The organism is Marinobacter sediminum, from assembly GCF_023657445.1.
GTDB classification, from domain to species: Bacteria; Pseudomonadota; Gammaproteobacteria; order Pseudomonadales; family Oleiphilaceae; genus Marinobacter; species Marinobacter sediminum_A.
The window spans coordinates 2526722-2551880 of record NZ_JAGTWY010000001.1; the positions used below are offsets into that span (position 1 = coordinate 2526722).

24 protein-coding genes are annotated in these 25159 nt (G+C 56.0%); 9 read left to right on the plus strand and 15 right to left on the minus strand.

Going from position 1 to position 25159, the window contains the following annotated elements:
- Positions 1–19: 19 nt before the first annotated feature.
- From fahA to maiA, 4 genes are all read right to left on the minus strand, one after another.
- Positions 20–1321 carry a fumarylacetoacetase gene (gene fahA, locus KFJ24_RS12040; protein ID WP_250831338.1) on the minus strand — a complete coding sequence of 434 codons (1302 nt, stop codon included), beginning with the start codon at positions 1319–1321 and terminating at the stop codon, positions 20–22.
- A 3-nt stretch (positions 1322–1324) separates the two neighbouring features.
- Positions 1325–2629 carry a homogentisate 1,2-dioxygenase gene (hmgA, locus tag KFJ24_RS12045; RefSeq protein ID WP_250831339.1) on the minus strand — a complete coding sequence of 435 codons (1305 nt, stop codon included), beginning with the start codon at positions 2627–2629 and terminating at the stop codon, positions 1325–1327.
- A 116-nt stretch (positions 2630–2745) separates the two neighbouring features.
- Positions 2746–3822: a 4-hydroxyphenylpyruvate dioxygenase gene (gene hppD / locus KFJ24_RS12050; RefSeq protein ID WP_250831340.1), complete on the minus strand. Its 1077-nt coding sequence runs from the start codon at positions 3820–3822 to the stop codon at positions 2746–2748.
- A gap of 154 nt (positions 3823–3976) precedes the next feature.
- Positions 3977–4609, minus strand: a complete 633-nt coding sequence (gene maiA / locus KFJ24_RS12055) for a maleylacetoacetate isomerase (protein WP_250831341.1) — start codon at positions 4607–4609, stop codon at positions 3977–3979.
- 461 nt (positions 4610–5070) lie between these two features.
- On the opposite strand from maiA, the gene KFJ24_RS12060 reads away from it, so the two are divergent.
- From KFJ24_RS12060 to KFJ24_RS12075, 4 genes are all read left to right on the plus strand, one after another.
- A complete protein-coding gene (locus KFJ24_RS12060) occupies positions 5071–7407 on the plus strand; it encodes a cytochrome P450/oxidoreductase (protein WP_250831342.1) in 2337 nt (778 codons plus the stop codon).
- A gap of 110 nt (positions 7408–7517) precedes the next feature.
- A complete protein-coding gene (locus KFJ24_RS12065; RefSeq protein ID WP_250831343.1) occupies positions 7518–8534 on the plus strand; it encodes a TRAP transporter substrate-binding protein in 1017 nt (338 codons plus the stop codon).
- Between the two features lie 61 nt (positions 8535–8595).
- Positions 8596–9081: a TRAP transporter small permease gene (locus KFJ24_RS12070; protein WP_250831344.1), complete on the plus strand. Its 486-nt coding sequence runs from the start codon at positions 8596–8598 to the stop codon at positions 9079–9081.
- Positions 9078–10379, plus strand: a complete 1302-nt coding sequence (locus KFJ24_RS12075; RefSeq protein ID WP_250831345.1) for a TRAP transporter large permease — start codon at positions 9078–9080, stop codon at positions 10377–10379. The genes KFJ24_RS12070 and KFJ24_RS12075 overlap by 4 nt, the downstream gene beginning before the upstream one ends.
- Positions 10380–10489: 110 nt before the next feature.
- Here KFJ24_RS12075 and KFJ24_RS12080 read toward each other — a convergent pair whose 3' ends face one another.
- From KFJ24_RS12080 to dctP, 11 genes are all read right to left on the minus strand, one after another.
- The gene (locus KFJ24_RS12080; RefSeq protein ID WP_250831346.1) at positions 10490–11740 is read right to left on the minus strand and encodes an ABC transporter substrate-binding protein; all 1251 of its coding nucleotides are present in this window, start codon (positions 11738–11740) and stop codon (positions 10490–10492) included.
- 127 nt (positions 11741–11867) lie between these two features.
- Positions 11868–12041 carry a hypothetical protein gene (locus KFJ24_RS12085; protein ID WP_250831347.1) on the minus strand — a complete coding sequence of 58 codons (174 nt, stop codon included), beginning with the start codon at positions 12039–12041 and terminating at the stop codon, positions 11868–11870.
- 184 nt (positions 12042–12225) lie between these two features.
- Positions 12226–12381: a hypothetical protein gene (locus tag KFJ24_RS12090; RefSeq protein ID WP_250831348.1), complete on the minus strand. Its 156-nt coding sequence runs from the start codon at positions 12379–12381 to the stop codon at positions 12226–12228.
- A gap of 155 nt (positions 12382–12536) precedes the next feature.
- Positions 12537–12980: a DUF4124 domain-containing protein gene (locus KFJ24_RS12095; protein ID WP_250831349.1), complete on the minus strand. Its 444-nt coding sequence runs from the start codon at positions 12978–12980 to the stop codon at positions 12537–12539.
- Between the two features lie 81 nt (positions 12981–13061).
- Positions 13062–14270: a glycolate oxidase subunit GlcF gene (glcF, locus tag KFJ24_RS12100; RefSeq protein WP_250831350.1), complete on the minus strand. Its 1209-nt coding sequence runs from the start codon at positions 14268–14270 to the stop codon at positions 13062–13064.
- 13 nt (positions 14271–14283) lie between these two features.
- Entirely contained in the window at positions 14284–15351 is a 1068-nt protein-coding gene (gene glcE / locus KFJ24_RS12105; RefSeq protein ID WP_250831351.1) for a glycolate oxidase subunit GlcE, read from the minus strand.
- Positions 15344–16816 carry an FAD-linked oxidase C-terminal domain-containing protein gene (locus tag KFJ24_RS12110; RefSeq protein WP_250831352.1) on the minus strand — a complete coding sequence of 491 codons (1473 nt, stop codon included), beginning with the start codon at positions 16814–16816 and terminating at the stop codon, positions 15344–15346. Before KFJ24_RS12110 ends, glcE begins: the two co-directional genes overlap by 8 nt.
- 92 nt (positions 16817–16908) lie before the next feature.
- The gene (locus KFJ24_RS12115) at positions 16909–17334 is read right to left on the minus strand and encodes a GlcG/HbpS family heme-binding protein (protein WP_250831354.1); all 426 of its coding nucleotides are present in this window, start codon (positions 17332–17334) and stop codon (positions 16909–16911) included.
- 22 nt (positions 17335–17356) lie between these two features.
- Positions 17357–18892, minus strand: coding sequence for a TRAP transporter large permease (locus KFJ24_RS12120; RefSeq protein ID WP_250831355.1), 1536 nt, complete (start codon positions 18890–18892; stop codon positions 17357–17359).
- The gene (locus KFJ24_RS12125; RefSeq protein WP_250831357.1) at positions 18889–19593 is read right to left on the minus strand and encodes a TRAP transporter small permease subunit; all 705 of its coding nucleotides are present in this window, start codon (positions 19591–19593) and stop codon (positions 18889–18891) included. Before KFJ24_RS12125 ends, KFJ24_RS12120 begins: the two co-directional genes overlap by 4 nt.
- Positions 19594–19693: 100 nt before the next feature.
- Positions 19694–20830, minus strand: a complete 1137-nt coding sequence (gene dctP / locus KFJ24_RS12130; protein WP_250831358.1) for a TRAP transporter substrate-binding protein DctP — start codon at positions 20828–20830, stop codon at positions 19694–19696.
- A 273-nt stretch (positions 20831–21103) separates the two neighbouring features.
- Here dctP and KFJ24_RS12135 point away from each other — a divergent pair, with 273 nt between their 5' ends.
- The 5 genes from KFJ24_RS12135 (at position 21104) to KFJ24_RS12155 (ending at position 25112) form a co-directional block, all read left to right on the plus strand.
- Complete coding sequence (locus KFJ24_RS12135) at positions 21104–21862, plus strand: FCD domain-containing protein (protein ID WP_250831359.1); 759 nt, start codon at positions 21104–21106, stop codon at positions 21860–21862.
- A gap of 152 nt (positions 21863–22014) precedes the next feature.
- The gene (locus KFJ24_RS12140; RefSeq protein ID WP_250831360.1) at positions 22015–22785 is read left to right on the plus strand and encodes an ABC transporter ATP-binding protein; all 771 of its coding nucleotides are present in this window, start codon (positions 22015–22017) and stop codon (positions 22783–22785) included.
- An 85-nt stretch (positions 22786–22870) separates the two neighbouring features.
- Positions 22871–23632, plus strand: coding sequence for a transporter substrate-binding domain-containing protein (locus tag KFJ24_RS12145; RefSeq protein WP_250831361.1), 762 nt, complete (start codon positions 22871–22873; stop codon positions 23630–23632).
- Between the two features lie 49 nt (positions 23633–23681).
- On the plus strand, positions 23682–24386 hold the full coding sequence (locus KFJ24_RS12150) for an ABC transporter permease (protein ID WP_250831362.1): 705 nt from the start codon (positions 23682–23684) through the stop codon (positions 24384–24386).
- A gap of 3 nt (positions 24387–24389) precedes the next feature.
- Complete coding sequence (locus KFJ24_RS12155; protein WP_250831363.1) at positions 24390–25112, plus strand: ABC transporter permease; 723 nt, start codon at positions 24390–24392, stop codon at positions 25110–25112.
- Positions 25113–25159: the final 47 nt, after the last annotated feature.

Here is a 25159-nt window from a genome sequence, read left to right on the forward strand (position 1 = left end):
TAATATTCACTGACACTGCCTAATTCGCGGGCTGCACCCTGCCCCGGCATTCCCCAAACCCAATAGTCGGATAACCGTCACGCCGACAGCGCGCCCGCAAGATGACTTCATCGCCATCCTCCAGAAAAGTGCGCTGCTCGCCGCTGGTCAGCGTGAGCGGCTGTTTGCCCCCGTTCGTGCTTTCCAGCAGGCTACCGACTGCATCAGGGTCCTGACCGGACAGGGTCCCGGAACCGAACAGGTCGCCGGGTTGCAGCTTGCAGCCACCGACGCTGTGATGCGCGACCATCTGGGCCACGGTCCAGTACATATTCAGCGTATTGCTCAACGCCAGCCGCTGAGGTGCCAGGCCCTGTTCGCGCATGGCTTCACTGAGCAGCAACACCTCGAGTTCAACATCGAAGGCACCACTTGCCTGGTCGGCATCATCAAGCAGGTAAGGCAGTGGCTGTGGATCACCGTCCGGTCGCGCCGGCTGCGGTTTGCGGAACGGCTCCAGCGCTTCTGGCGTGATCACCCAAGGGGATACGCTGCTGGCAAAGTTCTTTGCCAGGAAGGGGCCGAGAGGCTGGTATTCCCAGGCCTGGACGTCACGGGCCGACCAGTCGTTCAGCAGGCAGAAACCAGCTACATGGTTGCTGGCCTCACCAATAGCGATAGGCTCGCCCATGTTATTGCCCGGCCCAAGCCAGATGCCCAGCTCCAGCTCGTAATCCAGCCGTTTACTGGGGCCGAAGCTGGGCGTCTCCTGACCTGCTGGCAGGGTCTGGCCGTGGGGTCTGCGCACGGATGTACCGGAGATGCAGATGGTCGAGGAGCGGCCGTGGTAACCAATGGGCACGTGCTTGTAGTTGGGTAGCAATGGATTGTCAGGACGGAACAATTTGCCGACGTTCTGGGCGTGATGAATGCCAACGTAGAAGTCGGTGTAGTCACCGACGCGTGCCGGCAGGTGCAATTCACAGCGACTCATCGGCACCAGCAACTCCTCGCCGAGTGCCTGCATGGTCGCTTGCTGCTCGCTGTGTTCATCCAGCAATTGCACCAGCGCTGTTCGCAAGGCTTTGCGGCCAGAGGCGCCAAGCGCGAAAAACTCGTTTAACTGCTCCCGGCTGGCGGCTTTCGCCGCGACGGCGGCGTCACCGACGAACAACCCCGCGTCCAGTGCGGCTTGCAGATCGAGAATCTGGTCACCGATGGCGACGCCGCCCCGTGGCTTTTGACCGGGACGACTGAAAATGCCCAGCGGCAGGTTCTGGATCGGGAAGTCGGGATGGTCGTTGGCAGAACCAACCCAGCTCTTGTGCGGCTGCGCTGTCATTGTTCAGGGACTCCCCTGGTCGAACGTTTTGCTCATTCCCGACCAGCAGTCGTCGTAGTCCCGCTGTCGTTGCGGGCAGTCGAGCGCATGACGGCTGGCGCGCAAGACGCTGCCAGTTTCGAACATAAACGCCATGGTGTGATCAATCTTCTGTGGCGCCAGGTCGGCGGCGATAGCCTGTTCGGTGGTGGCGTTGTCCGGGCCGTGGGCGCTCATGCAGTTGTGCAGGGACACGCCACCGGGAACAAAGCCCTCGGCTTTGGCGTCGTACGCGCCCTTGATCAAGCCCATCAACTCGCTCATCCGGTTGCGGTGAAACCAGGGTGGCCGGAAGGTGTTCTCCGCCACCATCCAGCGCGGCGGAAAGATCACGAAATCGACATTGGCCTGACCAAGAACCGCACCGGGCGATGTCAGCACCGTGAAGATGGAGGGGTCCGGGTGGTCAAAGCTGACCGTGCCGAGGGTGTTGAATCGGCGCAGATCGTACTTGTACGGTACGTTATTGCCGTGCCACGCAACGACATCAAAGGGTGAGTGATCGAGATCCGTGGCCCACAGTTCGCCGAGAAACTTCTGCACCAGAACCTCGGGTTGGTCACTGTTTTCGTAGTAGGCGACCGGCGTCAGGAAATCCCGCGGGTTGGCCAGCCCGTTGCTGCCAATCGGGCCTAAATCGGGCAACCGCAAGGCGCAGCCGTGGTTCTCACAGATGTAGCCGCTGGCACTGGCGTCAAGCAACTCGATGCGGAACTTGAGACCACGGGGCAGCACCGCGATTTCCTCCGGTTCGATGGCCAGCACGCCGAGCTCGGTAATGATTTTCAAACGGCCCTGTTGCGGCACGATCAGCCATTCGCCGTCGGCATTGAAAAACGACCGTGTCATGGATGCATTGGCGTGATACAGGTGCACGCTGACACCGTCGGCCTGCTCGGCGGGCGATGTCGCCGCGAGCGTGGTCAGTCCAGCCAGGAAGTCGGTGGGTTCGGATGGGACCTCAAAGGGATTCCAACGCAGGCGGTTGGGGTTGATCGGCCCCAGTTCCTGGCCGATGATCTGTTGGGTCAGCCGATGGTATTCGGGGTGGGTAGAGGAAGGCTTGATGCGGTACATCCACGTTCGGCGGCCTTCGGCCCGGGGTACCGTAAACGCCGTGCCCGAGAGCAATTCCGTGTACAGGCCATAAGGGACTTTCTGCGGTGAGTTCTGCCCGACCGGCAACGCGTCAGGCAAGGCTTCCGTACTGAACTCATTGCCGAAACCGGATTGGTAGATAAGGGCATCGGACGAAGATTGTGATCCCATGTTCACCTCTATGCGCAGAGCGACTACGCAGATAGCAATTTAAGTTAAACTAATTTGTGTTATGAAACGGGTCAAGTTGTATAACAGGCCTTCTCATAAGCTTGCCGGCGTCGACCCTAGGTCGTTTTCAGGACGCCACGGCGGACCTGATCACGCTCGATCGATTCGAACAATGCCTTGAAGTTCCCCTCCCCGAAACCTTCGTCGCCTTTGCGCTGGATGAACTCAAAAAATACCGGCCCCATCAAGGCTTCCGAGAAAATCTGCAGCAGCAGGCGGCAATCGCCGTCTATGGAGCTGCCGTCCAGCAATATGCCACGGGCCTGCAGCTCGTCGACCGGCTCATTGTGTTCGGGCAGACGCTCATCAAGCATTTCGTAGTAGGTGCGCGGAGGTGGGGTCATAAACCGCATGCCCCGGGCTTTCAATTCATCCCAGGTGCTCAAAAGATCATCAGTAAGGAAGGCCACATGCTGAATGCCTTCACCATTGAATTGCATGAGGAACTCTTCAATTTGTCCGGCGCCCTGTGAGGATTCCTCATTCAGCGGAATGCGGATCATGCCGTCGGGCGCGGCCATGGCCTTGGAGGTCAGGCCGGTGTATTCACCTTTAATATCGAAATACCGGAACTCACGGAAATTGAACAGCTTCTCGTAAAATTTCGCCCAGTGGGCCATACGTCCCCGGTACACGTTGTGGGTCAGGTGATCGATCACTTTCAGGCCGGTGCCCCTGGGATTGCGATCGACGCCTTCAATGAACGTGAAGTCGATATCGTAGATTGAGGAGCCCTCACCGAAGCGGTCAACCAGGTACAGTGGCGCCCCACCGATGCCCTTGATCGCCGGCAGCCGCAACTCCATCGGCCCGGTGGGGATGTCCATCGGCTGGGCTCCCAGTTCCAGTGCGCGGGCATAAGCGGCTTGGGCGTTTTTGACCCGGAAGGCCATGCCGCATGCCGAGGGCCCGTGCTCCGCGGCATAGAAGGACGCCACGCTCTTGGGTTCGCTGTTGAGGACCAGGTTGATCTCACCCTGACGATAAAGCGAGACGTTCTTGGAACGATGATTGGCCACCTTGGTGAACCCCATCATCTCAAAGAGAGGCTCCAGGGTATTCGGGGTCGGTGACGCGAACTCGATGAATTCAAAGCCCATCAGGCCCATAGGGTTATCGAACAGATCAGCCATTGCTTGGCTCCTTTAACAGGAAGGATGGAAAGCGCATAAACGAGTGAACGATTTCCATGGTGGCGCGCAGGAGACGCCGCGTACACTCCGAGCCAGGAAGTAGCCGATGATCAGTTTAAAACCTAGGGTTCTCATATCGAATTTCTTCATTCGTTCAAGCGGGTTTGTCCGCTTGAGCATCGGGGTGCGCACGCCGGAATGCCGGATGCTCAAGAGCCAGGCGTTCAACCCTCGCTATTCTCGGGTAGCGGTTGAGGTCAATTGCGAAGCGCCGCGCCGCATAGACCTGTGGCAACAGATACACATCCGCCAGCCCGGGCGTGCCAAAACAAAAGTCCTGGTCATCAATGAGCGCCTCGACAGCATCGAAGCCGAGACCGATCCAGTGCCCAATCCAATTATTGACCTCTGCCTCGGAGAGTTGCAACTGGCGCAACCGGTTCAGCACCGACACATTGTGCAACGGGTGAATGTCACACCCGATCAGCGCCGCCACGCCACGCTGCCTGGCACGTTCCAGAGGGCCCTCCGGTAACAGAGGTATCTGCGGATAGCACTCCTCCAGATACTCAATGATAGCCAGCGACTGAATCAACACCTGATCGTCTTCCACTCGCAGTGCCGGTACCCGTCCTTGTGGATTGAGGGCCTGGTATGCAGGCTTGAGGTGCTCGCCGCCATCACCAGTCAGATTGACAGGTATGGAGCTGTAATCAAGCCCTTTCAACTCCAGCGCAATGCGTACGCGATAAGAAGAAGTGGAACGATAGTATGTGTAGAGATCCATCGTGCCTACCAGGTTTCAGGATAGCGTCTTTGCACCGACTGGATGCAGAGAATTTATTTTTGGTGTTTTTACGATAAATGTAATTTGGATCCGCATTAGGTGTGTGTCAAGTGGCTGCGGTCTCGTGGAAAGCGGCAGGGCCAACACAAATAAAGAACCGTTTTCATACTACTTACGTTTCGGCTCCGGTTGCTAATTCGGCCTTGTCTCCCCGGGCGGATCTCAAATGGTCGAAGACTAATTCGCAAGACTTCTCTGATTTCGAGTACGGGGTGCGCTCAAAAGACTACACTGAAAGTATAACGTTCGATCAAGCACATGATTTTTCAAAAAGTTTACTGCGTGCAAAAAATAGTCATTTCTTGACCATAATTCGAGTTTAACTTAGCTTTTAAAATTAAAGCGCTTGCGTTCTCACTAAAACGAAGTCCGAAGTCTCGCAGACCCTTAACGGAGTTGTTATGGCGGACCACCCCTCCTCAAGCTCCTCTCACCCGACCGGGCAGTGCCCGATGGGGGGCTTCATGACGGCGCCAAATGGGTGTCCGGTCTCGCCTGAAGCGGCAGATTTCGACCCCTTCGAGAGCGCCTACCAGCTCGATCCTCCGGAAGCCCTTCGCTGGTCACGGGACCAGGAACCTGTGTTCTACAGCCCGAAACTGGGGTATTGGGTGGTGAGTCGCTATGCGGATGTAAAAGAGATATTCCGCGACAACCAGGTGTTCTCGCCGTCCATCGCGCTGGAAAAAATCACACCGGTATCACAAGAGGCTCAGGACACGCTCAAGGGCTACGATTACGCAATGAACCGGACGCTGGTCAATGAGGATGAACCGGCCCACATGGAGCGTCGGCGTGCGCTTATGGAATCGTTCACACTCGATGAACTAAAGCACCACGAGCCGATGCTCCAACGCCTGACACGGGAATATCTGGACCGGATTATCGATAAAGGGGAAGCCGATCTCGTCGACGAGATGCTGTGGGAAATCCCTTTGACGGTTGCTCTGCATTTTTTGGGCATTCCCGAAGAAGACATGGACACCTTGCGCGAGTACTCCATCGCCCATACCGTAAACACGTGGGGCCGTCCGTCAAAAGAAGAGCAGGTCGCAGTCGCGGAAGCGGTCGGAAAATTTTGGCAGTATGCCGGTGAGGTACTGGAGAAAATGCGCCAGGACCCGTCAGGGCATGGATGGATGAAATACGCCATCCGGAGGCAGAAGGAACTGCCTGACGTCGTTACTGACTCCTATCTTCATTCCATGATGATGGCTGGCATTGTTGCTGCCCATGAAACGACAGCCCACGCCTCGGCCAACATGTTCCGGCTGCTTCTGGAAAACCGCGAAGTATGGGACGACATTTGTGACAACCCTGCCCTGATCCCCAATGCGGTGGAAGAATGCCTGCGCCATTCGGGCTCGGTTGCAGCCTGGCGGCGAATCGCCACTGCCGATACCCGCATTGGCGATACAGAGATCCCGAAAGGCTCCAAGTTGCTGATCATCAGCGCATCAGCTAACCACGACGAACGCCACTTCGAGAATCCCGACGACCTGGACATCTATCGGGACAACACCACAGACCACCTGACGTTTGGCTATGGCGCCCACCAATGCATGGGCAAGAATCTGGCGCGGATGGAAATGCGAATTTTCCTCGAGGCATTCACCCGTCGCCTGCCGCAACTCGAACTGGTCCCGGATCAGACCTTCACATTCGTGCCCAATACCTCGTTCCGTGGCCCGGAACATCTATGGGTTCGCTGGGATCCACGCCAGAACCCCGAGCGGCGCGATCCGGAGATACTCGAGCGCGTCCGCACATTCACCATTGGTGCACCGACACCACACGATGCGGCACGTCCGGTCCGGGTAGCCGATGTGGCAGTCGAGGCCGAGGGCGTGGTCCGGATAGTGCTGGAAGATCCGCGCGGCCGCATGCTGCCGCAATGGAGTCCGGGCGCTCATATCGATGTCGTTGTCGGTGATTTTGCGCGTAAATATTCTTTGTGTGGTGATCCTGAAGACCCTTACCGTTTGCAGATTGCAGTTCTGAAGGAGGACGCCGGACGCGGGGGTTCCGCCTTCATCCACGAAACTGTGAAAGCAGGCTCGCTGATTAAAATTCGAGGCCTGAAGAATCACTTTCGCCTGGATGAAACGGCAGACTCCTATCTACTGATTGCCGGTGGCATCGGCATCACGCCGATCATTGCGATGGCCGACCGCCTCAAGCACTTAGGCAAAGACTACGTTATCCATTACTGCGGCCGGGGCCGGGAAACCATGGCATTTCTGAGCCGCCTGGAACGTGACCACGGTGACCGGTTACACCTCTACCCTGCCGACGAGAATCGACGGCTATCACTATCCACCGTTGTTGCTGAAGGTAGCGCAGCGCAGATCTACGCTTGTGGGCCGGAGCGGTTACTGGACGCACTCGAAGACGTTACATCCGACCACCCGGAGACACTTCACATCGAACACTTTACCGCCACCGGCGCGGTTCTGGACCCTGCCCGGGAAATCGGTTTCGACGTGGTGCTGACAGATTCCGAACTGACGGTTCACGTCGCTCCGGATCAAACGGTACTTCAGGCCCTGCGGGCGGTAGGTGCCGATATTCCCAGTGACTGCGAAGAAGGACTCTGTGGCACCTGTGAGGTGGCGGTGGTCGAAGGCGACATTGATCATCGGGACAAGGTATTGACCGGTTCGGAACGGGCACAGAACCGTCGAATGATGACGTGTTGTTCCCGAGCCCGCGAAGGGAAGATTTTCCTGGCTATCTGACAAGCAGAAACACTCAAGTGTCCAGGGCGCTGCTCCTGTCGGGACATTCGGAAAACAGGTAAACAAACCAAAAACAACATTGTCGAGCAGAACAATAAGGAGAATAACTCGTGAAAAATGTACTCAAACTCTCAGCCCTTGCCAGTATCTCATTGCTGTTGGCGGCCCCGTCATCGGCGGAGACCACCCTTAAACTTAGCCACTTTCTGCCGTCCGTACACGGTATCCATACGGATTTTATCGTGCCCTGGACGAAGCAGGTTACCCAGTGTACCGGTGGAGAAGTACAGTTTGAGATCTACCCGGGCGGCACCCAGCTCGGCAACGTCGCCAAACAGCAGGAACAGGTGCTCGCGGGCGTTGTTGATATTACCCACGGGCTGCATGGCATTCCACGCGGTCGATTCCCGCGCACATCCTTAATAGAACTGCCCTTTCTGACCCGCGATGCCGGTGATGCCAGCGAAACGTTATGGGAGCTTTATCCGGAGTACCTGGCTCCGGAATATCAGGGCCTCAAGGTACTCGCGCTCCACGCGCACAATGGCGGCCTTATTCACACCTCTGAAAAGCAAGTGGAAACGATGGAAGATGTGGCAGGGCTTCGTCTGCGAACCCCCAGTCCGGCCATTTCCGCCGCGCTGACGGCCTTGGGTGCAACGCCCCAGGGGCTGCCTCCCGGTGCGGTCTACGAGAATATTCAAAAGCATGTTATTGATGGCACGGTCTTTCCCTGGGACCCGGTGAAATCCTTCGGCCTGAACGAAGTGCTGAATTACCACCTGGATGCCGGCTTCTATACGGTGCCGTTCTTCTTTGTCATGAACCAGCGTAAATTCGATTCGTTGCCCGAAAATGTTCAGACCTGCATCGACGATGCCTCGGGCGCTTCGTTGGTTGCGAAGTTTGGTGACTGGTGGGACAAGTGGGATGCTGCTGGCCGCAAGGAAGCCGTGGAAGCGAATCACGTCATCACTGAACTGACCGACGCTGAGCGCAAGCGTTGGCGCGAGACGTTGCAACCAACCACTGATGCCTACATCGAACAGACCGCTGAGCAGGGCGTCGACAATGCTCGTGAAATCTATGAGCGCATAGTTGAATTGCTCGCCGAGAAACGACAATAAGACCACCCTGACGGTTGACACATTCGCTGGAGTGCACAACCCGGACGTTGGCGATAGCCCTATGAAACATGTACTCCAGGCACTGCGCGCGCTGATCACCGTATCGGCGGCAACTGGCGTGGCGGCTTATGCCGCCGCTGCCCTGTTCACTGTGGGAGACGTCATCGGGCGCCAAATTGGCATGCCAATTCCCGGCGTGATTGATCTCGTCCAGTTATGCGTTCTGGGGGGTGCCTGGCTTGTTATCCCCTACGCCTTTTTAACGGGCGCTCACGTTGGCGTTGACCTTTTGGTCGACTCCTTCCCGCGAGCGTTCAAAACGCTGCTCCGGACTGTGGCAGGACTTGCCGCGATCGCGGTGCTGGCAATGATGTTTAATTATTGCTACGACACCTTCCAACTAAAACTGATGTTCGGTGACCGCTCCCAGCAGTTGGGCATTCCTATCTTCTACTTCTGGATTCCGCTGCTGTACGGCGTTGCACTGTCCGCCGTTGCCGCTGCGCTGGCCATCATTCCGACACCCCGGCAGGAGGCACCGGAATGACGCCAGCCATCATGGGCTTTATCGGTTTCGGAGCTACGCTGTTTCTGATTGCTTTCGGATTTCCGGTTGCGGTTGCCATGGCTCTCGTAGGCGTCGTTGGCTTCATGCTCCTGAACGGTCTGGCCGGTGCCGGATTCATTCTGGGCTCATCCCCCTTCGAGTCCATTTTTCCCTATTCGCTCAGTGTCGTGCCGTTGTTCGTCATGATGGGAGTCTTCGCGGCGCGAGCTGGTTTGTCGCGTTCATTGTTCGAGATGGTCAACAGTTTCCTCGGCCATGTCCGAGGCGGCCTGGCGGTTACCGCCGTGGGTGCCTGCGCCCTCTTTGGTGCCATCTGTGGTTCGTCGCTTGCGACCGTTGCCACCATGGGTCGCGTCGCAATACCCGAGATGGACAAGCACGGATATGACGGGTCGCTGTCTTCAGCATCCATCGCTGCTGGCGGCACCCTCGGTGTGCTGATACCGCCCTCTATCCTGCTCGTGATCTTCGGCATTCTGACCCAGACATCCATTGGGCAGCTTTTCATCGGAGCTATTTTGCCCGGCATCATCGGTGCTGTCCTGTACGGCGTGGCCATTGTCGTCCGGGTACGCATGAAACCGGAACTGGCGCCACCAGCCGCCAAAACAGGATGGCACAAGCGGCTGGCAAGTCTCCGGCGGGTTTGGGGGGTACTGCTGCTGTTCTCACTGGTCATCGGTGGCATTTACCTGGGCTGGTTTTCACCGACGGAGGCCGCTGCGGTTGGTGCCGTGGGCGCTTTCATTCTGGCGCTGATTTCCGGGGAGCTGAACTGGAGCGCGCTTTGGGAATCCGTACGAGAGGCGGCAGGGCTGACCGGCATGATTTTTTTCATCCTGATTGGCGCGTCGCTGTTCAACTATTTCCTGGAAACAACAGGCCTGCCCAGTGCGCTGATCGCCGGAATTGAGAGCAGCGGTATGGGGCCGACAACGGCTCTCATACTGATTCTGCTCTTCTATATCGTGCTGGGCTGTTTCATGGATGCCATGTCCATGATTCTTCTGACTGTGCCGTTCCTGGCGCCGGTCGCCACATCGCTGGGTTTCGACATGGTCTGGTTTGGCATTCTTGTGGTTACCGTCGCCGAAATCGGACTGATCACGCCGCCCATTGGTATGAATCTGTTCGTCGTGCAGGCCACACAACCTGGCCTGACTCAGCGCATGGTCGTGCGAGGCATCCTGCCTTTCATCATCGCGGATATCGTCCGGCTCGCGATTCTGGTCGCCGTACCGGCTCTTTCCCTCTGGTTGCCAGCGATGATGTTCTGACAATGGCCTGTTGGCTGCGCCCTGGCCAAAACCTCCAGCGGCGCAGGTCGGCTGCCTTTACCAAACCGGAGGCCAACCAAACGGTTGGCCCGAGGCCGGGGAGAGCGATATTACAAGTGTGGTGGCTTATTGGCCGCCGCGCGTTCGGCCTGCCACTCCTTGAGGGTCTGCGCAGCTTTTCCGCCCTCAAGCGACCCGACTACTTCAAAAAAATCACTGCGCAGCGGGTCACTGACAACCTTCTCTCTCTTTTTGCTGCGAACTACATATACCGTCTGCAGATTCTGGTGGTCAAAGGCACGCCATTGCTGAAGGTCTTTAAGCAGGGTGTATTCGTGCCCTTCCAGCACTTCGATAAGATCCTGAGTATTGGTAGTTCCGGCGCGCTCCACCGCATCCTTGTACTCATAAACAATGCCATAAGCCGTAGCGGCAGTGGAGGTGGGCCTTACGCCGTACTTTTCGGTAAATGCCTCGACAAACTGCTGGCCACGATCAAAGCCCAGCTGGTAGGGAATCATCCATTCCCAGGGGGTCGTTGAAATAACATCTTCCATGATGGTTGCTCCAACTTTCTGGGCAATCCCAAGCGAGATATTAGGCAACACGATTTTCATTTTTGTTTTCAGGTCCATTTCATAGGCGACCTTGAGCGCTCTCACCAGATCGTCACCGTATAACACCATAACCAGTACATCGGCTCCACTTGCTTCGGCCGCCCCAAGTGCTTTCTTGAAATCTTTGATGAATGCTCTTGGAAAGGGGGTCAGAGCATGGGGATGGGCTTGCTTGTCGACGGTCTTTGTAAATTGGCGGATAGACTCTTCCGAAGACCAGCCCCAGGTATAGTCGGCCGTTACGTAAAAATACTTTGCATCACCAAACGTCGTGGTCAGATAACTTCCAAGCGCGTTCGCCGTCATCCAGGCATTAGGGTATTCACGAAACATGTGATCGTGCCCTTCACTACCTGTCGTGGCGTTCGCGGAGGTTGTTGTTCCAAAATAGAGACGACCCAGGTCTTTTGCGACCTTGCCGGAGGCAATAGTCACTGCGCTGGACGCACCGCCAAACACCATGTCTACCTTTTCCTGACTGATGAGTTCCTCGGTATTCGCGGCGCCGCGTTCAGGAGACCCGGTTGTATTACGAATGACCAGCTCGACGTCTTTACCGAGAATCCCACCGGCCTTGTTTATTTCGTCGACGGCCAGGAATGCTGCCAGTCTTTGCTGTAGGCCGAGGTCTTGGTAACGCCCGGATTTCGGATAATTAAATCCAAGCTTGATGGTGTCTGCCAATATCGGAAAACTGCACAGCAAAAGTAGAAACCCTGCAAACAGGGTTGCGATCTTATTCATTGATGAAGGCCCTCGTAAGTCTTTGTTTCTTTTCTTGGGCCACAGACTATATCTTTATTTCATGACAAAAATCAGGATTTTAAGCTTAGTAAGGCCGCGATTATCGTTACAAAGTGTAGTTTGTGCATTAAATGACATCATCATGCCCGGCAGCGACATGGCCGCATATTTCATGGAGATCCGGCCATTCCTCTGCGCTGAGCCAGGCCACCGAAAAGCTGATTACCTGTGACCAGTGAAAGGTGCGGACCAGCGGATCCCATACTTTAACTTTAGAGGTTGCTGTTTCGGTGGCGGGCATGAAAGGTCCCCTTATTCCTGGGGTTTCACGACGGCGAAGGTTTTCGGATCGAAGCAGACCTCGGCGGGATCTTGATTGAAGCTTAATCGACAGGGGAGTTTCATTAAGATTTGGACACAGAATCAAATGACTCTGTCTGTATTCCGGGTTTACGTGGGATCGAGGATTTTCGTAAAACCACCTTTCAGGCAGCCTTGCGAAAATCCTCCATCCGCACGGTCTTGTCCCGGCTGCGACGGTATTTGCTTTTGTCTTCAACAACACGCATCTGATATTTCGGAGACTTGAGGTCCCGCTGAACTGCGCTGTGCATTGTGGGCTTTGCCCGCTTTTTAGCCATGACTGTTCTCCATTGGCAATCTGTTTCACACACTAACAGTATACCACTCCTTGCTGATTCAAGACCGTAAGGAATGACACTCACTGTTTTACTGACCTTTTTTGACCGCCACCCTATTCGTCAGTTCCCCCGGGCGCCAGTCTCTATATCCAGGCCTACCGCAGGATACACTCCCGGCTCAGCATCTGGCTGAACTCGCGCCGCTGGCGCCTTAATGTATTGCCTTTGTTATTGCCATAACCCGCCCGCAGCTGCGACTGGATCCTGTCGAGCCTGCGTCGGTACTTGTCACAGGTTCTCTCATGCCTGGCACGAGCATCAGCTTTGGCACTGCCTGACGTCCGCCCTGACTGTTCAGAGCCTGAAAGCAGACCCTGAACATCAGCATGAATCCCGGAAACCCGTTTACCGCGACGGAGGTTTTCCGACATAGGCACCGTGGCAAGAGGCTTTAACTCGACTCGTTCGTGGGGAATTTTTCCGGGCGGGTAATCCGAGAAATGCGAAACACCGTTGCTGTCTATCCAGCTATAGACGTCTGCTCGGGCTTCCATGTTACTCAAAAAGGAAAAAGCGAAGGCTGCCAGTATCCATGGCATAAGGTCCACTCCCTGTGGTTCCGTTATCTGTTGCAGCAGTATAACGAAGCCAACAGGGAATGAGTTGAAACCGCTCCCGTTTTACTGATCCAGCAGTTCGATCCAGTGCTGGACAGGCACGGTTGATTTGGTCTCCAGATGCATCTGGCAACCAATATTGGCCGTTACGATACGGTCGGGGTTATCCACGGTCAGCGCCTTGAGTTTGTTGCCGAGCAGCTTCTGGCTCAATTCTGGTTGCAGCACCGAGTAGGTGCCTGCAGAACCACAACAAAGGTGCTTGTCCCGGGTAGCGGCCAGATTAACGCCAGCTTTGGTCAGCACCTGCTCCACCACACCGTTCTGTTTCATGGCATGCTGCAGGGTACATGGGCAGTGGAACGCCACTTTGCCCGGGTTCTGGCTAACCTTAAGCTTTTCAAGATCCTGCTTGAGCAGGAAGGCGCCAATGTCCGTGCACAGCTCGCTCACTTTCTGGGCTTTGGCGGCGTACACCGGATCATCTTTCAGCAAATGGCCATAGTCCTGCACCATGGCACCACAGCCAGAGGCGGTCATGATGATTGCCTCTGCCCCGGACTCAATCGCCGGCCACCACGCATCAATATTCTGACGCATGCGCTCCAGCCCTTTCTCGTGCTCGGAGAGGTGGTAGTTCACCGCGCCACAACACCCGGCCTCAGGAGCCTCCACCATGGTAATACCCAGCTTATCCAACACCCGGGCCGCTGCCGCGTTGGTGTTCGGCGTCGCGGAAGGCTGCACACAACCCGCCAGCGCCAGCACGATCCGGCTGTGGCTGGCTGCCGGCCAGGGACTCGCCTGTTTTCTCGGTGGTACCTTGGTGCGAAGTTTTTGCGGCAGCACAGGCCGGAATACCTGCCCAAGCCTGAGCAGTAAGCCAAACAGCTGACGGTTGGGGAGTACGCGAGCGAGTCCCCAGCGCATCCATTTGTCTTTAGGGTCCCGGGGCAGCTCTTTTTCCATCAACCCCCGGCTGATGTCGACCAGGCGGCCATATTGCACACCTGACGGACACGTGGTCTCGCAGCTTCGACAGGTGAGACAGCGGTCCAGATGCTCACGGGTTTTCTCGGTCACTTCCTCCCCTTCCAGAAACATCTTCATGAGGTAAATTCGGCCACGGGGACCATCACGCTCATCGTTCAGTTCCTGATAAGTAGGGCAGGTAGCCGTGCAGAACCCGCAGTGGACACAGGCCCGCAGAATGGATTCCGCCTCCTGACCTTCCGCCGTATTGGCAAATTGTTGAACCAGATTAGTTTGCATCGTGTACCTGCTCTTACAACCAGCTGTATAAACGTCCGGGATTAAAAATGTTATCCGGATCGAAGGCGTTTTTTATCCGTCGCTGAATGGTCTTGAGAGCTTCAGGCTGGTGATGCATCACCTCCTCAGAGCGGTCACCACCCCGGAACAGGCTGACCTGTCCGCCCGCAGCCCGAGCCAGCGGCTCCATATCTTTCAGCTCACCCGCACCACGGAACCAGCGTTGGGAACCGGCCCAGTCAATGAACCAGTCACCTTCCAGTTTCGGGTTAGCTGCGGTGGACCCAACCGAGAATCTCCACAGTGGCACGTCATTGCCGGCGAAGAATCCGTGTTGCATATCCTGAACCTGCTGCCAGAACTCACCACCCTTTTCCATCACCTCGCCGGACCACTTCTCAGCCGTGGCTTCCACCGCGGAACGGGCGCCGGACAATCGCAGATAGACCTTGCCATCTACCCAGCAGGCACCTGTGATTGGCTTGGATTCAGCCGCGCGGCTGTTCATGTAATGAATAACCTCGTCCATGCCCATTTCCTGTACCAGGGTCATGGATGCGGCCGGCTTCGGCATCACTTTCAGGCTGATTTCGGTCATAACGCCCAGGGTCCCCATGGCGCCAGCCTGAAGCCGGGAGACATCGTAACCGGCAACATTTTTCATGACCTGGCCACCAAAGCGCAGATGCTCGCCCTTGCCGTTCAGCAGGCGGACACCCAGCACCTGATCCCGCACCGAGCCGCTCCAGGGCCGCGCCGGCCCCGAGAGGTTGCAGGCCAAAGTGCCACCAATCGTAGACGCCGCACCGAGACGGGGAGGCTCAAAATGCAGCGCCTGCCCCTGCTCAGCCAGGGTTGCTTCGATTTCGCTCAGCGGGGTTCCGGCACGAACGGTAAGTACCAGCTCGACCGGATGGTATTCCACAATGCCGGAATGCTCGCCGATATTCAGAGTACCTGCGCCAGCGTCAGCTTCACGCCCCATAAAGGCCTTGGTTTCACCGCCGGCGATGTTGAGTTTTTGCCCGCCATCGCGAGCCTGGAGCACCTGCTCCCTGAGTTGCTGGTAGATATCAGCCATGAGCGGCTTCCGTTTGTTCGTGCTTGTGTTGTTTGTGTTCGAGGGAGCGGTATTCCTGGCAGAACTTGAGGGCTGGCACACCCTTGCCCGGATTCAGAATACCCGCGGGATCAAACGCGGCCTTAACGTCGTGGAACTGCTGCAGTTCTTCGTCGTTGAACTGAACGGCCATCTGACGAATCTTCTCCACGCCAACACCATGCTCACCGGTGATGCACCCGCCCACTTCAACACAAAGACTGAGAATGCTACTGCCAAACGCCTCGGTGCGCTCGAACTCACCCGGCACGTTCGCATCAAACAGGATCAGTGGGTGCAGGTTGCCGTCACCGGCATGGAAAACGTTGGCCACACGCAGACCGAATTCCTCGGACATCGTTTCCATCTCGGTCAACACACGCGCAAGATGCCGGCGAGGAATGGTTCCATCCATGCAGTAATAGTCCGGAGAGATGCGCCCCACTGCCGGGAATGCGGACTTGCGCCCTTTCCAGAGCAGCGCCCGCTCTTCCTCGCTCTGCGAGGTACGTACAGAGGTGGCGCCAAGCTTACGGAAGACCTCTTCAGCCTCGGCGATGTGTTCGTGCACCTCTTCCTCGGTACCGTCTACTTCACACAGCAACAACGCCTTGGCGTCACGGGGATAGCCTGCCTGGGCGAAGTCATCGGCCGCCACAATGGCATGGCCATCCATCATTTCCAGACCACCGGGAATGATGCCATGGGAAATAATGCCACCCACCGCATCACCGCCTTTCTGGACACTGTCAAAACCCGCCATGACCACCTGCGCCACTTCCGGCTTCGGCAACAGTTTCACCTTTACTTCGGTGACCACACCGAGCAGGCCCTCTGACCCTGTCATCAAAGCCAGCAGGTCCATACCGCAACTGTCCAGAGCATCGCTGCCAACGGTCACGACGTCGCCTTCAGCCGTTACCATTTCAACACTGTGAAGGTTGTGCACCGTCAAACCGTATTTCAGGCAGTGTACGCCACCGGAGTTTTCCGCCACATTACCGCCAATGGTGCAGGCAATCTGGGATGACGGGTCCGGACCGTAATACAGCCCGTACTGAGCCGCCTCCTCGCTGATAGCAAGGTTGCGAACACCCGGCTGCAGCCGTGCCGTTCGCGCCAGCGGATCAATCTCCAGGATACGGTTGAACTTGGCAAGCGAAAGCACCACGCCCTCCTTGTTGGGCATGGCACCGGCGCTGAGGCCGGTCCCTGCACCACGGGCAACGACCGGAACCTGATTTTCGTTGCAGATACGCATCACACGCTGTACCTGCTCAACGGTCTCCGGCAGCACCACCAGCAAGGGCATCTCGCAATACATCGACATGCCGTCGCATTCATAGGGCTTCATGGTTTCGTCATCAGTAATGACGTAGTTCGGGTCAATAAAGGCCCGGAACTGCTCCGCGAGCTCGGCTTTGCTGACTTTCGGCTTGGTAGTCATAGCGTTCTCTGGGTTCATATCCCGTCAATAACCGCTGGAAAGCGGATGTTGCGGGCGGTTCCGAAGACCCACCCGCACCGGTGTGACAGCAATCAACTGCGTTTGGTTTCAAAGTGGTCGAGACCCGCCTGGGCACAATCCATGTCCTGCTGCGGAGTACCGGAACTGAGGCCAATACCGCCAACCACGTCGCCGTCGACGACAACCGGCAGGCCACCACCTACAGAACTGACCCGACCACCAACTTCCGTGTGAATACCAAAGGCCAGATTTCCCGGCACGTTGGCTTTGTTGTAGTCATGGGTCGCTTTCTTGGCGGCTGCGGCGGTGAATGCCTTGTCCTGCGCGATGGTGATACTGGTGATCTTGCCTCCGTCCATGCGCTCGAAGGCGATCAGGTTACCGGACTCATCAACGATCGCGATGCACATGGGTACACCGATCTCGCGGGCTTTTTCGGCAGCCCCCTCTATAAGAATCCGGGCTTCAGCCACATCCAGTCTTTTAACTGTCAACATAAAAACGTACTCCTTGAATTCATTAACCGTAAACGAGTCCTGGCAGCCAGGTCACGATGCCAGGGATCAGGATACACATAAACAGTCCGAATGCCTGAATGGCCAGGAACACCAGAGACGACTTGAATATCGTCGCCATGGAGATTTCCGGCGGGCATACGCCGCGGAGGTAGAACAATGCGTAACCGAATGGCGGACTGAGGAACGACATCTGCATATTGACCAGATAAAGTACACCGAACCAGAGCACCACATCATCGCCAGCGACCGGAGGGAAGCCTAACAGCCCCGGGAATTCCAGCGCTTTTACGATGGGGATGAAGATGGGAACCGCCAGCAGCAAAATGCCCACCCAGTCCAGGAACATACCCAGAACCACCAGCAGGAACATCAGCAGAAACAGAATGCCGTAAGGCGACATGCCAGTGCCCAGGATGGCATCCGTCACAAATTCCTGACCGCCCTGAAGGATGTAGAAGCCAACAAAGACCGAGGCACCGAACATGATCCACAGCACCATGGCGGATGCCTTGGTAGTGGTTACGGATGCTTCCCGCAGTCCGGCAATGGAGAACCTGCCGTGCATCATGGCCACCACGATGGCGCCAAAGGAGCCGATACCGGCCGCTTCCACGGGCGTTGCGATGCCGCCGAACAGCAGGCCCAGCACCAGGAACACCAGAATCAGTGGAGCGATCAGGTTTTTCGTGAGAAGGAGCTTTTCCTTCAGGGAAATCCGCTCTTCCATCGGTACAGGCGGCCCCAGCTTCGGATTAATCCAGCTGCGGATCAGCACATAGGCAATGTACAGGGAAGACAGCATCAGGCCCGGTACCACGGAGCCGAGATACAACTCACCGACCGATTGCTGCGCAACAACCGCGTAGAGAATCGCCAAAATTGAGGGAGGAATCAGTATGCCCAGAGTACCGCCAGCCATAATTGAGCCCAGGGCGATCTTCTGATCGTAACCGCGCTTGAGCATCGCAGGCAGAGCGATGATACCCATCGTGACAACGGCGGCTCCAATGACACCCACCATGGCTGCAAGGAGGGTGGAGGCCAGGATGGTTGCTGTCGCCAGACCGCCGCTCAGGCCACCCATCCACTTGTAGACCACACTGAACATTTCCTCAATCAGGCCGGCGCGCTCAAGCATGGAAGCCATGAAGATAAACAGCGGTATCGCAGCCAGATCAGAGTTGGTCATCATCGGGAAGATGCGGCCCGGCACGAGATTCAGCATCAGTGCGTCGCCGACCAGGTAGATGAACATCACCCCCAGGCCACCGGTCACGAAAGCCAGCGGCAGCCCCATCATCAGGGCCAAGGCGAGGGAACCGAACATCAGATAGGTCAAAGGCCCGATCTTGACGTCCGAAAGGCTACCGGAGAGCTTGAACAGGAATTGCTCATCGCTCCACGGATCGTAGAAAAGAATGTTGATCATTTCGACACAGATGACAAACGCCAGTGCCACTGTGCCGATGATCATCAGCCAGGTACTCAGCTTCCCGACGAGGTTACTACCCGGCGCAGTTGTTGTATTTGTAGTCATGCGGTGCGCTCCCGGCCAAGACGGACAAACAGGACAATATCCTTGATCAGCTTGGATGTGCCTGCGAGTAAAAGAAGTAATGAGCCCAGCACCATCATGCCTTTGGCCGGCCAATGCTGGATGCCCCAGGTCTCAACCGTGGTTTCATTCATGGCGTAGGAATCCTGGAAGAAGGTCCAGGAGGTAACCAGCAGAATCAGGGCAAAAATGAAGAAGAACATGGAAGTAAAGATGTCCAGGCCAATTCTTCCCCGCGCCGGCAGCATGTTGTACATCACATCCACACGCACATGGGCGCCATGAAGCATGGCAAATGCGCCCGCCAGCATATACTGCATACCTAGCAGCAGGAAGCTGGCTTCATGGACCCAGATGGTGGGCATGTTAAAGATGTAGCGCATGACCACGCCAAAGAAATAGAACACAACGGCATTGATTGTCCAGAACGACACGAACAGACCGGATTTATCGCACATCCAGTCCACCACCTTGGTAAACCAGTTCCCTTCGAACTGGAGATAGATAAGTGGATCATCCTCTTCCGCCTGTAATTCCCCCGGTGTCAATTCCGGCTCGGCACTATCGCCTCCATGACCACCACTCCACTTGTCCCAGGCCATCATGATCAGCGGCATAACCGCAAGCCAGCCCCAGTAGAACCAGTGCGGCATTACGAATCCGAAACCTTCAAGATCAGACATGTTGTTACTTCCTCAGCCACAAAACGGGGAAGGCGGGACTCCTCGTTCGGAGTCGTCCCGGACCTTCCCCTTATTTCTTATTTATTAGTTCAGGAAGGTGTTACCGGCCCGGCACACCTTCAAGATCAGACTCAGTGAGATAGCCGACGGTATCGTTCATCATGTACTCGACCTGCATGTCGAAGATGGCACGGGCATTCTCATCTTTGTTCGCCCACTTGTACCAGATCGGGATCGCAGTGCGACGCCATTCATTCAAATCTTCCTGGCTCAGACGGCTCACGGTGTCACCCGCATCCTTGAACTTCTTCATGGCCTCAACGTTGCGCTTCTGAATGGTCAGATAGTGCTTCTGGGAATAGATGCGCACTTCATCCTCAACCAATTGCTGGAGTTTCGGATCGAGAGCGTTCCAGGCACGCAGGTTGACGGTCAGATCCATCAGGTCCACCGGTTGGTAGATCGACATTACGCCCGGAGGTCCGAACACGATGTAATCAGTCACCTGGGAAAAGCCCAGTTCCCAGTTCACCGCCGGGCCCACGTAATCGGCTGCGTCGATGGTGCCCTTTTCCAGGGCCGGGAAGATGTCAGAACCCGGCAGGCTCACGGTAGAAGCACCGAACGCCTGAAACACCTCAGCGACCATGCCACCAGGAACCCGGAGCTTCATGCCCTTAAGGTCTTCGAGGCTGTTTACCGGAGTCTTGGAGTGAATGATATTTGCGTCGTGCTGGATCGGGCCCACGTAGAACAACCCGAACTTCTTGTAGATCTCCCGGGTCTTCTCCAGCATGCCCAGTGAGTAGAACATGGTGTCCCACTGGTGAGGCTGATCGGGGCCGCCTGGATAGGATGACAGGAAAACCGAAGCGGGAATCTTGCCGGACCAGTACAGAGTGAAAGGGTTCATGCCCTGAAGAACGCCACTGCGAACCGAATCGAACAGTGAGTTGCTATCGGCGGCGACAGCCTTGGCAGGAAAGCACTTGAAGACCAGCTCACCGCCGGATTTCTCTTCCATGCCATTACACCAGTCTTCGAACAGATCATAGCCCACCGTACCGGCGTCCCAGACAGACTGGATCTTCCAGGTTGTAGCGGCCTGAGCCTGCCCGGCGCCCATCAGCATGGCGCCGGCAAAAGCGGCACCTACGGCTGCGGTCTTGAGAAAGCTCCGGCGAGGTGGTGCCTCTCCAGTTTCATAATTGTTTCGGATGTTTTTGTTCGAATTCATCGACACATCTCCGTTTGCGTTGTTGTTATCAGCGTCAGATCAACGCCGGTCGGGTGACTTACACCTACCGACATTAGCTGAATCTTCGTAGGCAATACCGATTTAGTCCAGTATTTAACCTACTGGTCATACCAGTTTTTCCTGCATTACAAATGGACGAATTGAACGGAATCAGCCATATTTACAAGGCTTGGGCGCATACCGGCAGAAGGATCAACCACATACAGTCACAAGGGTTACTGGTCAGACCAGCTAGCTCGCAAAGGCAACTGAATGGCTATTTCCCAGGAAATCTCATACCGGCTTGAACGGCTCATCCTCGACGGCGGGCTGGCACCGGAGCAGAAAATACCATCGGAACGACAATTGGCGACCCGCCTGGGCGTGTCCCGTGCCGTGATCCGGGAAGCTCTCCACGAGCTGCAGGGGCGTGGCGTAATAGAAACACGTCACGGCAAGGGCTCATTCGTTGCCAGTATGGTTCCGGGGCCCAGAGACATCGGAGACCAAAGCCCTTTAATGCATCTTTTCGAGGGGCATCCCCGCACCCTCTATGACTTGCTGGAAGTCCGCGAACAACTGGAGGGCCAGGCTGCGTTCCTCGCCGCACAACGCGCAACGAACGTGGACAGGCACCGGATCACAAAGGCCTTGCGTGACCTGGAAGAGACCGACCCACTCAGCAATGCACGTTCAGACCAGAATTTCCACCTCGCGATAGTCGAAGCGTCTCACAATCCGGTACTGGTGCATGTGCTGAATAGCCTGAAAAATATGATGCTTATGACAGTCCAGGCGTCCGTGGCCAACCTGAACCCCCGTGAAGAAATGCGGAAGAAAATCATTCGCCAGCACAGACAGCTATACACGGCTGTGGTTTCCGGGAAACCCGGTCCTGCGCAGAAAGCTGCCATGGCCCACGTGAAATTCGTCAGTGACTCGATGCGTGAGATGGAAAAGGAAGGCAGCACAGTGATCCGACTGCCCATACCATCAGAGGCAGCGGCACGGGATTTGCACCCGGAGCTTTAACCCGGACAGGCGCTTGCATTACGCACACACTGTTCCACAATGCATGAGGCGATCTGTAGCGAAAAGCGGCAAAAGCCGGTATCTGAGGTATTGATTTCCTCCGCCACAGCCCGTAAAACATTGCCTTCGAACAATAGCCTCAGGAGTGACCCATGGCGGACCAAGCGCCGTTGATCTGCAGGGATATCCACAAGACCTTCGACAAGCACCAGGTGCTTAAGGGTATTTCACTGGAAACCCGTAAAGGCGACGTCGTTTCGCTGATCGGTAGCTCCGGTTCAGGCAAAAGTACCTTCCTGCGCTGCATCAACCTGCTCGAAACTCCTACCTCGGGCGATATTATTGTGCACGGCGACCCAATACGGTTCACAACCAACCGCAAGGGCGAGCGCATTCCGGCCGATAACAAGCAGGTCGAACTTATCAGAGCAAAGCTTTCCATGGTGTTCCAGAGTTTCAACCTTTGGTCCCACATGACCGTGCTGGAAAACATCATCGAAGCTCCCATCAACGTCCTGAAGGTCCCGAAAAAAGAAGCCATCGAGAGGGCTGAAGCGTACCTGCAGAAAGTCGGCATCTATGAGCGCAAGGACTACTACCCCGCCCAGATGTCAGGCGGTCAGCAGCAGCGGGCGGCGATTGCCCGGGCTCTCGCCATGGAGCCGGAAGTCATGTTGTTTGACGAACCGACATCGGCCCTGGACCCGGAACTGGTTGGTGAAGTCCTGAAGGTCATGCAGGGCCTGGCTGAGGAGGGCCGGACCATGATCGTGGTGACCCACGAGATGGCTTTTGCAAGGGATGTGTCAACACAGGTCCTGTTTTTGCATCAGGGCGTGATCGAAGAACAAGGTACACCGGAGAAAGTGTTTGATCATCCGGACTCGGAACGCATGAAACATTTCCTGGCTCCCAACTTCTGACACACGGTGCTATCTTGATTGCGTATTGGATGCAAAACGTCCATAAAAAATAAGCCCATAAGGCAAACCACTGGAGAAGTGACTCATGAAGAAACTGATTGTTGCCGCGAGCTGTGCCCTGGCCATGACCATGGCGGCCGGTTCCGTACAGGCCAAGGACTGGAAAGAGATTCGACTCGCCTTCGACGTGCCTTACGAGCCGTTTGAGTACAAGGATGAGAATGGCGAACTGACTGGCTTTGAAATCGAGCTGGCAGAAGCAATGTGCGAAGAAATGAAGGCTGACTGCGAATTCGTAATCCAGGCCTGGGACGGAATGATTCCTGGCCTGGTAGCCCGCAAGTTCGACGCCATCATGTCGTCCATGTCCATCACTGAGGAACGTGCCGAGCGTGTCCTGTTCTCTGAGCCTTACTACAACACGCCAGGTGGTTGGTTTGCTCGCGAAGGTTTCGACACCGACGTGACTGATATGGCCGCTATGGAAGGTAAAACTGTTGGCGTTCAGCGTGGCACCACCATGGACACCTTCGTAACTGAAGAGATGGGCGGCATTGTCAGCATCAAGCGTTACACCACGGCTGATGACATGGTCCTTGATCTCGAAGGCCAGCGCCTGGACGTTGTGTTTCTTGATTATCCCGTAGGCGAGCAGACCATCCTGACCAAAGAAGGCTTCATTGAAGTGGGTGAGCCGGTCAAGCTGGGCCAGGGCGTTGGCGTTGCAATGCGCAAGCGTGACAAGGACCTGGCTGCGAAGGTTAATGCCGCGCTGAAAAAGCTGAAGAAAGATGGCACCTACGACACCATCATGGACAAGTACTTCAACTACGATATCAAGATGTAAAACCTATAGGGGTGGCCATAATGGCCACCCCTGATTATCGGACTTTTCCATGCTCGATCTGAAAGGCTATGGCCCGGAATTACTGGACGGAGCAGTGGTCACCATTGAATTGGCCTTCTTCTCCCTTGTTCTGTCCCTCACACTCGGGCTGATAGGTGCATCCTCCAAACTATCCGGCAACCGCCTGGCAAAAGGCATTGCAACGGGTTACACCACCCTGATCCGGGGTGTTCCGGACCTGGTGATGATGCTGCTGTTCTATTACGGAGGACAGGTCGCCGTGAATGCCATCTCGGACTGGATCTGGGAGGCTTATGAAGTCGACTTTTTCTTCCAGTTTGACCCTTTTATTTCCGGCGTAATCACCATAGGGCTGATTTTCGGCGCCTACATGACGGAAACCTTCCGGGGCGCGTTTCTTGCTGTGGAAACTGGCCAGATTGAGGCAGCCAGGGCCTATGGCTTTACTCGCTGGCATACGTTCCGGCGGATTATTTTTCCACAGATGCTGCGTCACGCGCTTCCAGGTATCGGGAATAACTGGCAGGTGCTGCTTAAAACCACAGCGCTGGTCTCCATTATTGGCCTGACTGATATGGTTCGTGTGGCCGAAGAAGCTGCCAAAGCCGAACGCATGCCATTTCACTTTTTCATTCCGGTGGCGTTTGTGTATCTGTCGCTGACAGCCGGTTCGGAGCTCTTTATCAAGTGGCTCGACAAACGCGCCAATGTTGGCGTGGTTCAGGGGGGATAAGACATGCCTGATTTTATCGCCCAGTGGCTGAACCAGAACGAAATCTTTACCGCCATGACCATCATGGAATACTGGGATGGCATGGTTAATACCGTTCAACTGGTGTTTTTATCGCTGGTCATCGGGTTGCTCTTTGCAGTGCCGCTGGCCATTCTCCGGACGGTGAAAAACCCGTTCGTGTCCGGACCGGTCTGGCTTTACACCTACCTCTTCCGTGGTACCCCACTCCTGATTCAGCTCTACATCATTTACTATGGTATTGCTCAGGTTCCGGGCATCCAGGAAACCTTCTGGTGGGAGATTTTCCGGGAACCCTTCTACCCGGCCCTTCTGGCATTTGCCCTGAACACCTGTGCTTACACGACGGAGATTATCCGGGGTGCAATTATCTCTACTCCCCATGGTGAAATTGAGGCTGCCAAGGCCTATGGGATGAACTGGTTTATGCGGATGCGCCGCATTATCCTGCCAAGCGCTTCCCGGCGGGCGGTTCAGGCGTACTCCAATGAGGTTATTTTCATGCTGCATTCCAGTGCCATTGCCAGCGTGGTGACCATCGTGGACCTGACAGGCGCGGCCCGGAACATATACTCTCGTTTTTATGCGCCGTTCGATGCCTTTATCTTTGTGGCACTGATCTATCTGATGCTGACCTTTATTCTGGTCTTCGCTTTCCGCAAACTTGAGAATCATCTTTTGCGACATCAGCGGCCTATCGGATCCTGACTCTGTCAGGCGGCATTTCGGCTTTCGGTGCCTGGGCGCTTTCGACG

Excerpts from the sequence above, each read along its gene's own strand:
- KFJ24_RS12060 (WP_250831342.1), top strand. The coding sequence starts at position 5,071 with ATGGCGGACCACCCCTCCTCAAGCTCCTCTCACCCGACCGGGCAGTGC.
- KFJ24_RS12110 (WP_250831352.1), bottom strand. The coding sequence starts at position 16,816 with ATGACTACCAAGCCGAAAGTCAGCAAAGCCGAGCTCGCGGAGCAGTTC.
- KFJ24_RS12095 (WP_250831349.1), bottom strand. The coding sequence starts at position 12,980 with ATGCCATGGATACTGGCAGCCTTCGCTTTTTCCTTTTTGAGTAACATG.
- dctP (WP_250831358.1), bottom strand. The coding sequence starts at position 20,830 with ATGAATTCGAACAAAAACATCCGAAACAATTATGAAACTGGAGAGGCA.
- KFJ24_RS12155 (WP_250831363.1), top strand. The coding sequence starts at position 24,390 with ATGCCTGATTTTATCGCCCAGTGGCTGAACCAGAACGAAATCTTTACC.
- KFJ24_RS12080 (WP_250831346.1), bottom strand. The coding sequence starts at position 11,740 with ATGAATAAGATCGCAACCCTGTTTGCAGGGTTTCTACTTTTGCTGTGC.
- hppD (WP_250831340.1), bottom strand. The coding sequence starts at position 3,822 with ATGGCTGATCTGTTCGATAACCCTATGGGCCTGATGGGCTTTGAATTC.
- KFJ24_RS12135 (WP_250831359.1), top strand. The coding sequence starts at position 21,104 with ATGGCTATTTCCCAGGAAATCTCATACCGGCTTGAACGGCTCATCCTC.
- KFJ24_RS12090 (WP_250831348.1), bottom strand. The coding sequence starts at position 12,381 with ATGGCTAAAAAGCGGGCAAAGCCCACAATGCACAGCGCAGTTCAGCGG.
- KFJ24_RS12120 (WP_250831355.1), bottom strand. The coding sequence starts at position 18,892 with ATGACTACAAATACAACAACTGCGCCGGGTAGTAACCTCGTCGGGAAG.
- KFJ24_RS12115 (WP_250831354.1), bottom strand. The coding sequence starts at position 17,334 with ATGTTGACAGTTAAAAGACTGGATGTGGCTGAAGCCCGGATTCTTATA.
- glcE (WP_250831351.1), bottom strand. The coding sequence starts at position 15,351 with ATGGCTGATATCTACCAGCAACTCAGGGAGCAGGTGCTCCAGGCTCGC.
- KFJ24_RS12125 (WP_250831357.1), bottom strand. The coding sequence starts at position 19,593 with ATGTCTGATCTTGAAGGTTTCGGATTCGTAATGCCGCACTGGTTCTAC.
- maiA (WP_250831341.1), bottom strand. The coding sequence starts at position 4,609 with ATGGATCTCTACACATACTATCGTTCCACTTCTTCTTATCGCGTACGC.
- fahA (WP_250831338.1), bottom strand. The coding sequence starts at position 1,321 with ATGACAGCGCAGCCGCACAAGAGCTGGGTTGGTTCTGCCAACGACCAT.
- KFJ24_RS12145 (WP_250831361.1), top strand. The coding sequence starts at position 22,871 with ATGAAGAAACTGATTGTTGCCGCGAGCTGTGCCCTGGCCATGACCATG.
- KFJ24_RS12070 (WP_250831344.1), top strand. The coding sequence starts at position 8,596 with ATGAAACATGTACTCCAGGCACTGCGCGCGCTGATCACCGTATCGGCG.
- KFJ24_RS12140 (WP_250831360.1), top strand. The coding sequence starts at position 22,015 with ATGGCGGACCAAGCGCCGTTGATCTGCAGGGATATCCACAAGACCTTC.
- KFJ24_RS12075 (WP_250831345.1), top strand. The coding sequence starts at position 9,078 with ATGACGCCAGCCATCATGGGCTTTATCGGTTTCGGAGCTACGCTGTTT.
- glcF (WP_250831350.1), bottom strand. The coding sequence starts at position 14,270 with ATGCAAACTAATCTGGTTCAACAATTTGCCAATACGGCGGAAGGTCAG.
- KFJ24_RS12085 (WP_250831347.1), bottom strand. The coding sequence starts at position 12,041 with ATGCCCGCCACCGAAACAGCAACCTCTAAAGTTAAAGTATGGGATCCG.
- hmgA (WP_250831339.1), bottom strand. The coding sequence starts at position 2,629 with ATGGGATCACAATCTTCGTCCGATGCCCTTATCTACCAATCCGGTTTC.
- KFJ24_RS12150 (WP_250831362.1), top strand. The coding sequence starts at position 23,682 with ATGCTCGATCTGAAAGGCTATGGCCCGGAATTACTGGACGGAGCAGTG.